Origin of the sequence: Bradyrhizobium sp. in8p8, from assembly GCF_000426845.1 — a bacterium.
Taxonomy (GTDB): Bacteria; Pseudomonadota; Alphaproteobacteria; order Rhizobiales; family Xanthobacteraceae; genus Bradyrhizobium; species Bradyrhizobium japonicum_C.
In genome coordinates this window covers 169160-181919 of the sequence record NZ_AUGD01000007.1, presented here as the reverse complement: position 1 = coordinate 181919, position 12760 = coordinate 169160, and the positions used below count along the sequence as shown (strand labels likewise).

Sequence of the window (12760 nt, the reverse complement as noted above, 5' to 3'; positions counted from 1 at the left end):
GAGGGTGTCTCCGTTCGCGAGACCCCCCAAGAGGAAACAACCCTCACCCTCGCCTTCCGCTCGACCTCTCTCGCAAGCGGGAGCGGTAAGTGGAGTTCGCGGCGCCCCCATGCATCCCGTCCGATATCCGCGATTGCCGTATTCATTGCAGCCTGCCTCACACTGTCATCGACCAAGGCGGCGGAACTCGTCCCCTACACAATCGTCGACGACGGCATTCCAGCCTCACTCACAGGCTCCCCCGGCGACGCCGCACGCGGCCGCGCTCTGGTGCTCGCGCGCGCCACGACCTGCATCCTCTGCCATTCCGGTCCGTTTCCGGAAACGCGGTTCCAGGGCGATCTCGCGCCCGACCTCGCCGGATCCGGGAACCGATGGACTGAGAGCCAGTTGCGGCTTCGACTGGTCGATGCCTCGAGATTGAATTCGGACACCATCATGCCGTCCTATTATCGCAAGGACGGCCTCGTCAGGGTCGGACGTAACTTCGCCGGCAAGCCGATCTTGTCGGCTGCGGAGATCGAGGACATCGTGGCCTTTCTTGCAACGCTTCGGGACTAGGATTGCCCATGCCGACCACGCGACGACGATTCCTCAGCCTTGCCGGTAGCGTGACGGCCGCGGGCACGATCCCGATCGTCACCCTGCGGCCGGTCGAAGCGACGCCGGCCATGCTCACCGCCGCAATCCGCAACGTCGTCGGTGAGGCGCAGTTGCGCACCGGCAAGGTCAAGCTCGACATTCCGCCGCTGGTCGAAAACGGAAACACCGTGCCGATGACGGTGAGCGTTGCGAGCCCGATGACCGCGGACGATCACGTCAAGTCCATCCACATCTTCAACGAGAAGAACCCCCAGCCGAATATCGGCAATTTCTATCTTGGCCCCTCCTCCGGCCGAGCCCAGGTCTCGACGCGCATTCGGCTCGCCGACACCCAGAAGGTCGTTGCAATCGCGCGTCTCTCCGACGACACGTTCTGGCAAACCGCCGCCGACGTCGTCGTAACGTTGGCCGCCTGCACCGAGGAGATGAACTGATGGCCGCCCTCATCAACGTTCCGGCCAAAGCCAGGCGCGGCGACATCATCGAGATTCGCACGCTGACCTCGCACATCATGGAGACAGGCTTCCGCCACACCGTCGATGGAAAGCTGGTGCCGCGCGACATCATCACGACCTTTGCCTGCCGTTACAACGGCACGGAGGTTTTTCGAGCTGATCTGTTTCCGGCGATCGCGGCGAACCCATATTTGTCGTTCTTCACGGTGGCCAAGGAGAGCGGCAAGCTGGACTTCGAGTGGGTCGGCGACAACGGCTATTCGTCGACTGCATCGGCGTCGATTATTGTCGAATGAGCCTCCGGCGCGCGATAGCGGCGGCCACATTGTTCGCCGCAGCTCCTGCCCTGCTCGCTGGTGAAATTCCACCGGATGCACGCCGCTCCGGCTACGCCTTCATGGGCCTGGAGACGCGACCATGCAGGATGACGACACCAGCAACCCCGGCATGCTGTTCGTGCTCGACGGCGAAGCGCTCTGGACGAAGAAGACAGGGGTGGCTGACAAGGCCTGCGCGGATTGTCATGGCGATGCGCGCAGCAGCATGAAAGGCATTGCGGCTCGCTATCCCGCCTTCGACAAGGCGCTTGCGCGCCCCGTCGCGCTCGACCAGCGCATCAATCTCTGTCGCACCAATCATCAGCAGGCAACGCCGCTGCCTCACGAGAGTCGCGACCTTCTGGCGCTGTCCGCTTTCGTCGCCCATCAATCACGTGGCACTCCGATCAGCGTCGGCGAAGACCCCCAGGTAAAACCCTTCATCGACCGGGGCCGCGCGCTTTTCACACAGCGGCAGGGCCAACTCAACCTCGCCTGCACCAACTGCCACGACGACAACTTCGACAAACGTCTTGCCGGTGCGCCGATCACGCAAGGACAGCCGACGGGCTATCCGCTCTACCGGCTGGAATGGCAGACGCTGGGATCGCTCGAGCGGCGGCTGCGCAGCTGCATGACCGGCGTCCGCGCCCAAGCCTATGACTACGGCTCGCCCGAGTTGGTCGCGCTCGAGCTCTACCTCATGTCGCGGGCGCATGGCCTGCCAATGGAGACGCCGGCGGTACGTCCCTGAACCAAAGCGGCCGGGACATCGCCCGGCCGTTTTGCAAGGCTTCCGATTCATCACTACTCCGCCGGCGCGGCCGTCATCTCCGGATGCGCGACGTAATGCTCGCTGGTGCCGAGCTTGCCGGCTGCGAACAGGCCGGCGGCCATCACGGCGTAGGCCAGTGCGACCGCGGGCGTCACGCCGAAGCCGCCGCCGATGCCGACGGCCTCGCCGTGCATGAAGCCGAAGTAGGTCAGGATCGCCCCGACCAGCGCAAAGGCGGACGCTTTCTCGAAATCGCGTTCGATGATGAAGACGCCGATCGCACCGAGGATCAGCCCGCCGAGGATGGATCCCCCGCCCATCACCTCGAGGCCATGATAGAACACGCCCTGCTGCGGCAGGGCGGCAATCGCGGCCGCCTTGACCGCGTCGGCCTTGTCGGCCGCCAAGCCTCCAACCGTGGCTGCTGCTGTCATGGTGGAGCCGAGCATCGTGTCGATCTGGAGCTTGGCCCAGGCGGCCAGATGCGGGGTCAGCGCCAGCACGATGGCGGGCGCGTGCTTGACCGGTGTGGTCTGGAACGCCTGCGCACCGATCAGCATGCCGATGTAGAGCAGGATCGGCGAGATCGCGACAACGGGTACGAGCGCCAGCAGCACCGAAATGATGCCGAACCAGGACAGCACGACCACCATGATGCCTGTCGCCGCGGAGTAGCCGATCCGACCTCCCATCGCTTTCCAGCCGGGATGACCGATATAAACTGCGTTGATGAAGGGATTGCCCATCAGGCAGCCGATCAGGCTGACAACGCCATCCGCCGTCAGTACGCGCGTGGTCGGGTAGTCGTCGCCCGCAGCCTCCGCGCTCTCGACATTGTCCATGGCTTCGACGAGGTCATAGATGCCGAACGGAATGGCGGTGACCAGGATGATGCCGAGGAATTCGAAGCCGGAGAAGACATAACCCAGCGCTGGAATTGGCACCGAGAAGCCGAAATTGGCAAAGGCCGCGCCTACGCCTGCGATGCTCATGCCGTCGAGGCCAAGGCCGAACAGGTTCGAGCCCCATGCGATGATCATGCCGACGGCGATGGCCACGAGGCCCGCTGGAATGCCGCGCCAGTATTTCACGCCGCCGAACCAGCTCACCAGGATGATGGCGAAGCAGATCAAGCCAATCTGCGGCGTCATGTACATTTCGAGCGCAGGCCGCATCGAAATGAAGGTGACGGAGACACCGGCCAGCGTACCGAGCAGCGCCGCTCGCGGGGTGATTCTGCGGATGAACGGAGCGATGAAACCGCCGATCATGAGAATGAAGCTCTGGAAGAACACCCAGACGAGGCCAGCCGACCAGCCCTTGAGCGGGTCACCGGTTTTCAGCGTGATTGGCAGCATGATCACGAAGGTAACGATGAACATGTGCGGCACGCTGACGCCGGACGGCAGCGCGCAGACGTCGTTGCGGCCCGTTTTCTGTGCCAGCCGGTAGGCAAGGTACGCGTAGTAGAAGGTCGACAGGCACATCATCAGCCCGAGCGCCGGCAGGATGCGGCCGAACACGAGGCTGTCGGGCATCTTCAGCACGAAGCGCAAGAGTCCCGTGAGCACCAGCATGTTGACGAGAATGTTGGTGCCGAAGCCGAAAAGCGCGTTCCAGTCGCCCGATGTCCAGAGCGCCGGCTTGAACCCGGACGCATCGATTTCAGACTTGCCGGTCGTCCCCGTCAATGTGCTCATGATGTTGCCCCCAAAGTGGTCGAACTCGTCATCGCCTCCAAGACTGCGGCTGAGCTCGCGACCCAGCCGAAGATGCCGCCCTGGGCCTTGATCATCTTCAGGCCCATCGCATGAAACTCGGGGAAGTAGGATGCGCAGCCGTCGGAGATGACGACGCAGCGATAGCCGCGGTCATTGGCCTCACGCACCGTGGTGTTCACACACACTTCCGTCGTGACGCCGCACACCAGAAGATTCTCGATCCCGTACCTCTCGAGGACCTCGCCCAGCTCGGTGGCGTAGAAGGCGCCCTTGCCCGGCTTGTCGATCACGATCTCGCTGTCGAGCGGATACAGCTCGGGTATGATGTCGTGACCCGCCTCACCGCGGATGAGAATGCGCCCCATCGGGCCGGCATCGCCGATGCGGAGGCTCGGCGCACCGCGTTCGATCTTCGCCCTTGGCGCGTCGGACAGATCAGGCAGATGCCCCTCGCGCGTGTGGATGACCAGCATGCCGGCGTCGCGCGCCGCCGTCAGCACCGCGCCGATCGGCTTCACCGCGCGCGAAAGCTGGCTGACGTCGTTGCCGAGCGTTTCGCCGAAGCCGCCGGGCTCGAGAAAATCACGCTGCATGTCGATGATGAGAAGCGCGCTCTTGGACCAGTCGAGCTCGATCGGCTCGGGCTCGGCGCTGATGACGCCCCTTGTCGGCTCGGGTGAGTTCAACATGACGCAGGCCCCGCGAGAACTCTCTTGATCGGAGTTCTGCAAGCGCCGTGCCATTGTGTACAATTACGATGGAGCGTGGGCGACGCGCGAATTTACTGTTTAGTCAGATGGTTATATCGACTGCCGACGTCTGCTTACTCCCTGTGCGACGGCTCTGCGACGTGCATTTGCCTACAGGATGGGCGGCCTCCGCCGCAATGCCGGGGCGCGCGGAGCGAAGCCTCGCGCCTAGTGCCCTGCTCCATACAACTGCCGATACTCCTCCTCATACGGCGCATACGAGTCCTTCAGCGTCGCCATGTTGAGCAGCATGGTGGCGACCACCGCATTCGCCTTGTCGAACACGCGCGTCTTGACCCAGGCGCTTTCGGTGCGGCGACTGCCGGAGAGCGCGACCACCTCACGCTCAACTTCGTACTCCTCGTCCACAAAGAGCGGTCCCTTGACCAGACGGATCTCCTGATCGGCGAACAGGCCGACCGCCGGCCCCTTGGCGGGTAGCGGATCGTCCTTGGAGCGATACTGGAACAGCACGCTCAGCATCTCCATCGGAATGATGGGCTTGCCCCACGGATTTTCCGTGCCCGAGTAGTACGGCGAGTTCTCCGTGATGACGGCCAGCTTCTGCCGGAGGGAAAACGGATAGAGGTCGCCCATGTTCTGTTCGAAGGCCATGCGGACCGACTGGCGTTTGCCCGTCTTCGCCACCTTCACATCGCGCAAGATCACGGGATCCGTCAGCGGCTTGAGCTCGCCGAGACGCGTCTCGAGCGCCGTCGCAACCGGCGCATCGCCGACCGAGGCAGTACCGCGCAGCACCTCGGTGCCGTCGCGCTTGACCATCTGGATCTGGCACTGGCTGGTGCCCGACAGCGGCTTCGACAGCATCGCCTGCACCTCCTCACCTTCGTAACAGACGCTGCGGTAATGCGCGGAAAGGCAACCCGTCTCGAACCAGGCACGTCCCCATAGCCGTTCCCCGAGCGGCGCGAACTGGCTGAAGTGGGTCGGCCCTTCGATGGTGCCGCCCTTGAAGCCGAGCTTCTGCGCGGTGGCGTCGTCGTGGATGGAGGCGTGCGCGTCGTAGATTTGCGCTTGCAGCATCTGGCGCGGCTTGCGCCACGGCCCGATCAGCGCCTCGGCGGTGTCAGTGATCTCGGCGTCGAATGCGTTTACGGTCATGGTGCTCTCCACGGTCAGCCATGAGTAGCAGGAGCGCCACGGATGCGGCCAGCGATATTGACTTCGCCGTTGCATGCTTTTGACTGTCACAATTCGCGTCGCGCAGCCGCAGTCCCTTCCGCAGCGCAGCACCCCACGCCGAACGAGACGAGGATCTCTGAAATGACGCTGTTGCAAGTCGAGCTGGATGACAAATACCGGCTCGAATCGAAGCGGATCTTCCTGTCCGGCACCCAGGCCCTCGTTCGACTACCCATGTTGCAGCGCGAACGCGACCGGCTTCAGGGCATCAACACCGGCGGCTTCATCTCGGGCTATCGCGGGTCCCCGCTCGGCATGTACGACCACGCTTTGTGGCGGGCGAAGGCGCACCTCCAGCAGCACGACATCGCCTTCGTCCCTGGCCTCAACGAGGATCTGGCCGCGACGGCGGTCTGGGGGAGCCAGCAGGTCGGGCTGTTTCCCGGCGCCAAGGTCGACGGCGTGTTCGGGATCTGGTACGGCAAGGGGCCCGGCGTCGACCGCTCGGTGGATGCGCTCAAGCACGCCAATGCGGCCGGCACCTCGCGCAATGGCGGCGTGCTGGCGCTTGCGGGCGACGACCACGGCTGCCAGTCCTCGACGCTGGCGCATCAGAGCGAGCAGGTGTTCGCGGCCGCGCTCATCCCGGTGATCAATCCGGCGACGCTCCAGGACTATCTCGATCTCGGCCTCTATGGTTTTGCGCTGTCGCGCTTCTCCGGCTGCTGGGTCGGGTTCAAGGCCATCAGCGAGACGGTCGAGAGTTCGGCCTCGATCTACAGCGATCCGGAACGCATTCAGATCAGGCTGCCCGACGATTTCGAGATGCCGCCCGGCGGCCTCAGCATCCGCTGGCCGGATCCGCCGCTCGAGGCCGAGAAGCGCCTGTTCGGCCCGAAGATGGCGGCGGTGCAGGCCTTCGCCCGCGCCAACCAGCTCGATCGCATCGTGCTTGATTCCAAGCCGGCACGGCTCGGTATCGTCGCGACCGGCAAGGCCTATCTCGATCTGCGCCAGGCTCTCGCCGACCTCGGCATCACCGACAAGGACGCGCAGGACCTCGGCCTTCGCATCTACAAGGTGGCGATGACCTGGCCGCTGGAGGAAAGCGGCGCCAAGCGCTTCGCCGAAGGTCTTCAGGACGTGCTGGTGGTCGAGGAGAAGCGCGGCTTCATCGAAGACCAGCTGATGCGCATCCTCTACAACGTCGATGCGTCCAGGCGCCCGACGGTCACAGGCAAGCGCGACGAGCGCGGTGCGCCGCTCCTGCCGAGCGAGGGCGAGCTGACGCCGACCATCGTTGCGTCCGCGCTGGTGGCCCGTTTGCGCAAGCTCGGGCATCACAGCCCGGTGCTGGAACAGCGTCTCGCCCGGCTCGAAGCGTTCGACCATCCTGTCACCACGAGCGCGCCGATCAAGCTCGCGCGGACGCCGTTCTTCTGCTCGGGATGCCCGCACAACACCTCGACGCGCGTGCCTGAGGGCAGCCGCGCCATGGCCGGCATCGGCTGCCACGGCATGGCCCTGAGCATGCCCACCCGCCGCACCGATCTGATCTCTCATATGGGCGCCGAAGGCGTGAACTGGATCGGCCAGTCGCCCTTCACCACCGAGACGCACATCTTCCAGAATCTCGGCGACGGCACCTACACCCATTCCGGCCTTCTCGCCCTTCGCGCCGCCTCCGCTGCCGGCATCAACATCACCTACAAGATCCTCTACAACGACGCCGTGGCGATGACCGGCGGCCAGCCGGCTGAAGGCGCCTTCAACGTCGCACAGATCGCGCATCAGGTCTGGGCCGAGGGCGTCAAGCGGCTCGCGATCGTCTCCGACGATCCGAGCAAATACCCGCAAGGCAACTACTTCCCGCAAGGTGCGACCATCCACCACCGCCGCGAGCTTGACGCCGTGCAGCGCGAGCTGCGCGACATCAAGGGCCTCACCGTCATCATCTACGACCAGACCTGCGCCGCTGAGAAACGCCGACGCCGCAAGCGCGGGCTTTATCCCGATCCGGCCAAGCGCGCCTTCATCAACGAGCTCGTCTGCGAAGGTTGCGGCGACTGCTCGCAGGCTTCCAATTGCGTCTCGGTGCAGCCGCTGGAAACCGAGTTCGGCCGCAAGCGCCAGATCGACCAGTCGAACTGCAACAAGGACTTCTCCTGCGTCGAGGGCTTTTGCCCGAGCTTCGTCACCGTGCATGGCGGAACGCTGAAGCGCATGAAGACCTCGGCGGTCGATTCCGGACAGCTGTTCGCCGATCTGCCGCTGCCGCCCGCGCGAGAGCTCGACGGGCCCTACAACATCCTCGTCACCGGCATTGGCGGCACCGGTGTCATTACCATCGGCGCGCTGCTCGGCATGGCCGCCCATGTCGACGGCCGCGGGTGCTCGGCATTGGATTTCACCGGCCTGTCGCAGAAGAACGGTGCGGTGATGAGCCATGTCCGCATCGCGCCCAGGCCGGAGGACATCTCCGCGGTCCGTATCACCACCGGCGGGGCCGACGTCATCCTCGGCTGCGACATGATCGTCTCGGCAGGTCCTTCGGCGCTCAGCCGCGCCGAACGCGGCGTGACGAAGGCCTACATCAACGCCGATTTGCTGCCGACCGCGAGCTTCGTGCAGAACCCCGATCTCGATTTCGAGATGGGCACGATGCAAACCGTGCTGCGCGATGCCATCGGCGACAAGAACCTCGACATCATCGATGCCACGGGCATCGCCGCGGCGCTGATGGGCGACAGCATCGCCACCAATCCCTTCATGCTCGGCTTTGCGTTCCAGAAGGGCGCGTTCCCGCTGTCGCTGGAGGCCCTGCTCCGCGCCATCGAGATCAACGGCGCCGCGATCGAGATGAACAAGCTCGCCTTCACCTGGGGCCGGCTCGCCGCCCACGACATGTCGCGGGTGCGCAGCGTGCTCCAGTTCAAGAGCCGCGCATCCGCGCCGACGAAATCGCTCGACGACATCATCACCACCCGCGCCGAGTTCCTGACCTCCTACCAGGACAAGGCCTATGCTAACCGCTATCTCACGGCTGTCGCCAAGGTGCGCAAGGCGGAGAGCGCCGTTTCGCCTGCCGCTACGGAGCTGACCGAGGCGGTCGCGAAGAACCTGTTCAAGCTGATGTCCTACAAGGACGAGTACGAGGTCGCACGGCTCTATACCGACGGCAGCTTTGCCAACAAGGTGTCGGAGAAGTTCGAGGGCGACTTCGCGCTGAAGTACCACTTGGCACCGCCGATCTTCGCAAGGCGCGACAAGACGACGGGCCGGCTGCAGAAGCAGGAGTTCGGCAGCTGGATGATCCACGCCTTCCGCGTGCTGGCAAAGCTGAAGTTCCTGCGCGGCGGTCCGTTCGATCCGTTCGGCCGCACCGAGGAACGTCGGACCGAGCGAAAGCTGGTCGCGGACTATCTCAGCATGATCGATCAGCGAATCGCGGGCTTGAAGGCGGAGCAGCTCCCGCTGCTGACGCGCCTCGCGCGCGTGCCAGAGAGCATCCGCGGCTTCGGCCATATCAAGGAATCGAACATCAAGCTGGCGGCCGCCGAGACGGCGCGGCTGGAAGCGGAGCTGGAGAACAGCCGCTTCGCAGCGGCGGCGGAGTAGCGGAGAGCGAAGGCGCTTGCGATGCGGGGGGCCCTTGCGACGAAGCAATCCAGACTGCTTGCGCAGAAAGTTCTGGATTGCTTCGCTGCGCTCGCAATGACGAGATTGCGGAGACGTGCTCGCCACTGCTCCGCGCTAGCGCGCCGGTTTGCGTTCGATCGGATCGATGTCGATCGCCCGCAGCCGACCCAGCCGCAACACGTCCATGGCCAGTCGCCGGCCGATCCGGTCGCGGTCGAGCACGCGGATCAGATCGTCCACGCCGTTGATCTCGACGCCGTCGAGCCTGATCACGACGTCGCCGGGCAAGAGGCTCGCCTTCGCCGCAGGTCCGTCTGGCTCGATCTGCATCAGAAGGGCGCCCATCTTGTTCTCGACCCCGGCCAGCACCGCATGTCGTCGCGGGATCGGCGCGGTCTGCCCGGCGACCCCGATATAGGCGCGGCGGACATAGCCATGGCGGATGATCTCCGACAGTACGAATTGCGCCGTGTTGCTGGCGACCGCGAAGCAGATTCCTTGCGCGCCGTTGATGATGGCAGTGTTGATGCCGATCACCTCGGCATTCGACGACACCAGCGGCCCCCCGGAATTGCCGGGATTGAGCGCGGCATCGGTCTGGATCACGTCCTCGATGGTGCGCCCGCTCACCGAGCGGATCGAGCGTCCGAGCGCCGAGACCACGCCGGCGGTCACGGTCGATTCGAAGCCGAGCGGGTTGCCGATCGCGACCACGAGCTGACCGCGCCGCAACGTCTTGGAATTGCCGAGCGCGGCATAGGGCAAGTGGCGAACGCCGTTGGCGCGCAAGAGCGCAAGATCGGTGTCGGGATCGACACCGAGCACCTGCGCATCGCCGGCATGGCCCTCGACGTCGCGCAGCCGGATCTCCTTGGAGGAGCCGACCACATGGCTGTTGGTGAGCACGAGTCCATCGGGCGAGATCACGATGCCCGAACCGAGCCCGCCGCGCTCGCGGCCGTTCGGCACTTTCGGCCCGGTCTCGACGCGCACGACGGCGGGACCGACGCGGTCGGTCACGTCGATCACGGCACTGGAATAGGCATCCAGCAGCGGCCCGTCGTCAACCGGGGCAGATGGAGTCGTTCGCGATGACGAAGCGTCATCGATGATGTCCGAGGTGAAATCCAACATGGCAGGCGTCCTTGAAGGCTCACACAGATGGTGGTCTGCCCCCTGCCGCGCAAGGCGTCCACCTGGAGCGCGGGGCTGGACTGCCCAGATGGCTAGGGCGCCCGCCTCAGCGATCCTCCCCTTGCCTTGACCGGGTCGAGCAGCGACCAGTCCCCATCCGGGAGCACGTGCCCCCTGGGGAATGGCGCACGCAGCTCGAGCCCGAGCGAGCGCAGCACGCGGTCGTCGCGGTAATAGCATTGCAGCACGACGCGGACGAGCGTTGCGGCGGCGGCACCGCCTTGCTTGCGAAACTCCTGCGCCACGGCATCGCGCCTGGCGGCATCGAGCTCGGCGAGCGGCGCGCCGGCGAGCCGTGCCAGATGATCCAGCGCCGCCGCGACCAACTTGGTATCGCGGCCAAGCGTTGCCAGCATGTCAGCCTGGATCGCGGGATCGTCGGCGCCGGGCACCTTGTATTCGTCGCTCGCGGGAATGATCATCGCGGCGACGGTTCGGAGATCGTCGCGCTGCCTGCGTGTCAATAGAGTGTCTGCGGACATGACGGCCTCAATCGAACAGATTGGCCAAACGCTGCTTCATCTGGTCGGCGATGTACAGCGTGAGGGCCTGGATGGTGGAGGTCGGGTTCACGCCGCCCGAGGTCACGAAAATGCTGCCGTCGACGATGAAGAGGTTCTTCACATCGTGCGAGCGGCCCCATTCGTTGACGACGGAACGTTGGGGGTCGGTGCCCATGCGCGCGGTGCCGAGCAGGTGCCAGCCACCCCACGGGATCGGATTGTTGATGCAGATGTCGGTCGCGCCGGCGGCCTCGAGAATCTCCCGGCCACGCGCCAACCCGTGCTCCATCATTTTCCGGCTGTTCTCGCTGATTGTATAGTCGATCTTGGGCGCAGGGATTCCGTGACTGTCCTTCAGCACGGGATCGAGCGTGACGCGGTTGTGCTCCTCGGGCAGATCCTCGCAGATTGCCGACACCGCGAGCCGATGACCGTTAAGCCTGCGGAATACGCCATGATGGTCGGCGCCCCATGGCAGAATGCCTTTCTGCTCGCTCGCGACCGCCTCGAACACCGGCCCCGCGCCGCGGCCGAACTGGATGGCGTAGCCGCGCACGAAGCCGCGCGATAGGTCGGTGTCGTAAAACTCCTTGCTCCACAGGCAGGTCGGCGGCGCGCGATTGCTGTCCGTCGGCTCCTTCACGAATCCGTAGATCTGCGCATAGGGATGGAACATGAGGTTCTTGCCCACGAGGCCGGACGAATTGGCAAGACCGTTCGGAAAGCGTCCCGAAGCCGAGTTCAATAGCAGGCGTGGCGTGCCGACGCCGTTGCAGGCGATGATGACGACGTGGGCGGGTTGAAACTGCTCGACGCCGTCCTTGTCGTAATAGACCACGCCCGAGGCCATGCCGTTCTCGTCGGTTGTGATCTCGCGCACCCGGCAATGGGTGCGCAGCTCGACACCGGCCCGGATGGCGTGCGGCCAGTAGGTAATGTCGGTCGAGGATTTCGCGCCTTGCGCGCAGGCCGGCGTGCAATGGCCGAGATTGATGCAGCGCGCCCGGCCCTCATAGTCCATGGTCGCAACCGTCGTGTCCGAGGGCCACCAATGCCAGCCGAGCTTGTTCATGGCTTTCGCGATGATGGCGCCGGACAACCCGAGCGGCTGTTGCGGCATCGGCGGATGCGTCAACGGCGAGAGAGGATCGCCTGACAGACCGGACGTGCCCATCATGCGATCGTTCTCCTCGAAGAACGGGGTCAAGGCGTCGTAATCGATCGGCCAGTCGTCGGCGACGCCGTCGAGCGTCTTCACCTTGAAGTCGGAGGGATGCAGCCGCGGCCAGTGCGCCGTGTACATCACCGTCGAGCCGCCGACCGCATTGTAGTTGACGACCTTGATCGGGGAGTTGTCGTCGTTGATCGGATAGTCTTCGGGCCGGCCGCGGACGTTGGGGCTCGACGACCATTCGCCGTAGAACTTGGCCTCCCAATCCCGCCCGGTGCTGGGGTATTCCGCTGGGTTCATCCAGCCGCCCTGCTCCATGCAGAGGATGTGCATCTTGGTCTCGGCCAGCGACCACGCCACCGCCGCGCCTGAAGCGCCGGCGCCGATGATCAGGACGTCCACGGGGTCTTTCATCGCAACCTTTTCCTCCCCCTCGCCGCTTTTCGGGCGATTCGGCCTTTCGCGGTCAGCGAGGCCGGCGAACGATAGG

At 64.8% G+C, this 12760-nt stretch carries 10 protein-coding genes and 1 pseudogene; 5 read left to right on the top strand and 6 right to left on the bottom strand.

What is annotated here, in order from left to right:
* The first annotated feature begins 123 nt into the window (after positions 1-123).
* The 4 genes and pseudogenes from soxX (at position 124) to soxA (ending at position 2129) form a co-directional block, all read left to right on the top strand.
* Positions 124-561: a sulfur oxidation c-type cytochrome SoxX gene (soxX, locus tag K408_RS0119255; protein WP_024340182.1), complete on the top strand. Its 438-nt coding sequence runs from the start codon at positions 124-126 to the stop codon at positions 559-561.
* Between the two features lie 8 nt (positions 562-569).
* Positions 570-1037 carry a SoxY-related AACIE arm protein gene (locus tag K408_RS0119250; protein ID WP_024340183.1) on the top strand — a complete coding sequence of 156 codons (468 nt, stop codon included), beginning with the start codon at positions 570-572 and terminating at the stop codon, positions 1035-1037.
* Positions 1037-1354, top strand: a complete 318-nt coding sequence (gene soxZ, locus K408_RS0119245) for a thiosulfate oxidation carrier complex protein SoxZ (RefSeq protein ID WP_024340184.1) — start codon at positions 1037-1039, stop codon at positions 1352-1354. Before K408_RS0119250 ends, soxZ begins: the two co-directional genes overlap by 1 nt.
* A pseudogene (gene soxA / locus K408_RS38245) lies at positions 1351-2129 on the top strand (sulfur oxidation c-type cytochrome SoxA). Before soxZ ends, soxA begins: the two are co-directional and overlap by 4 nt.
* A gap of 53 nt (positions 2130-2182) precedes the next feature.
* Here the strand turns inward: soxA and K408_RS0119235 are convergent.
* The 3 genes from K408_RS0119235 to K408_RS0119225 form a co-directional block, all read right to left on the bottom strand.
* Positions 2183-3850 (bottom strand): hypothetical protein, encoded by a 1668-nt coding sequence (locus tag K408_RS0119235; RefSeq protein WP_024340185.1) that lies wholly within the window; start codon positions 3848-3850, stop codon positions 2183-2185.
* Positions 3847-4560 carry a cysteine hydrolase family protein gene (locus K408_RS0119230; RefSeq protein WP_024340186.1) on the bottom strand — a complete coding sequence of 238 codons (714 nt, stop codon included), beginning with the start codon at positions 4558-4560 and terminating at the stop codon, positions 3847-3849. Before K408_RS0119230 ends, K408_RS0119235 begins: the two co-directional genes overlap by 4 nt.
* Before the next feature lie 228 nt (positions 4561-4788).
* On the bottom strand, positions 4789-5742 hold the full coding sequence (locus K408_RS0119225; RefSeq protein WP_024340187.1) for a hypothetical protein: 954 nt from the start codon (positions 5740-5742) through the stop codon (positions 4789-4791).
* A gap of 162 nt (positions 5743-5904) precedes the next feature.
* Here K408_RS0119225 and K408_RS0119220 point away from each other — a divergent pair, with 162 nt between their 5' ends.
* The gene (locus tag K408_RS0119220; RefSeq protein ID WP_024340188.1) at positions 5905-9381 is read left to right on the top strand and encodes an indolepyruvate ferredoxin oxidoreductase family protein; all 3477 of its coding nucleotides are present in this window, start codon (positions 5905-5907) and stop codon (positions 9379-9381) included.
* Positions 9382-9516: 135 nt separating this feature from the next.
* Here K408_RS0119220 and K408_RS0119215 read toward each other — a convergent pair whose 3' ends face one another.
* The 3 genes from K408_RS0119215 to K408_RS0119205 all read right to left on the bottom strand — a co-directional run bounded on the left by K408_RS0119215 (position 9517) and on the right by K408_RS0119205 (position 12684).
* Positions 9517-10536, bottom strand: coding sequence for a S1C family serine protease (locus K408_RS0119215; RefSeq protein ID WP_024340189.1), 1020 nt, complete (start codon positions 10534-10536; stop codon positions 9517-9519).
* Between the two features lie 92 nt (positions 10537-10628).
* A complete protein-coding gene (locus K408_RS0119210) occupies positions 10629-11078 on the bottom strand; it encodes a gluconate 2-dehydrogenase subunit 3 family protein (RefSeq protein WP_024340190.1) in 450 nt (149 codons plus the stop codon).
* A gap of 7 nt (positions 11079-11085) precedes the next feature.
* Positions 11086-12684: a GMC family oxidoreductase gene (locus K408_RS0119205; RefSeq protein WP_024340191.1), complete on the bottom strand. Its 1599-nt coding sequence runs from the start codon at positions 12682-12684 to the stop codon at positions 11086-11088.
* Positions 12685-12760 lie beyond the last annotated feature (76 nt).

Excerpts from the sequence above, each read along its gene's own strand:
- K408_RS0119215 (WP_024340189.1), bottom strand. The coding sequence starts at position 10,536 with ATGTTGGATTTCACCTCGGACATCATCGATGACGCTTCGTCATCGCGA.
- K408_RS0119225 (WP_024340187.1), bottom strand. The coding sequence starts at position 5,742 with ATGACCGTAAACGCATTCGACGCCGAGATCACTGACACCGCCGAGGCG.
- K408_RS0119230 (WP_024340186.1), bottom strand. The coding sequence starts at position 4,560 with ATGTTGAACTCACCCGAGCCGACAAGGGGCGTCATCAGCGCCGAGCCC.
- K408_RS0119250 (WP_024340183.1), top strand. The coding sequence starts at position 570 with ATGCCGACCACGCGACGACGATTCCTCAGCCTTGCCGGTAGCGTGACG.
- soxZ (WP_024340184.1), top strand. The coding sequence starts at position 1,037 with ATGGCCGCCCTCATCAACGTTCCGGCCAAAGCCAGGCGCGGCGACATC.
- K408_RS0119235 (WP_024340185.1), bottom strand. The coding sequence starts at position 3,850 with ATGAGCACATTGACGGGGACGACCGGCAAGTCTGAAATCGATGCGTCC.
- K408_RS0119205 (WP_024340191.1), bottom strand. The coding sequence starts at position 12,684 with ATGAAAGACCCCGTGGACGTCCTGATCATCGGCGCCGGCGCTTCAGGC.
- K408_RS0119210 (WP_024340190.1), bottom strand. The coding sequence starts at position 11,078 with ATGTCCGCAGACACTCTATTGACACGCAGGCAGCGCGACGATCTCCGA.
- K408_RS0119220 (WP_024340188.1), top strand. The coding sequence starts at position 5,905 with ATGACGCTGTTGCAAGTCGAGCTGGATGACAAATACCGGCTCGAATCG.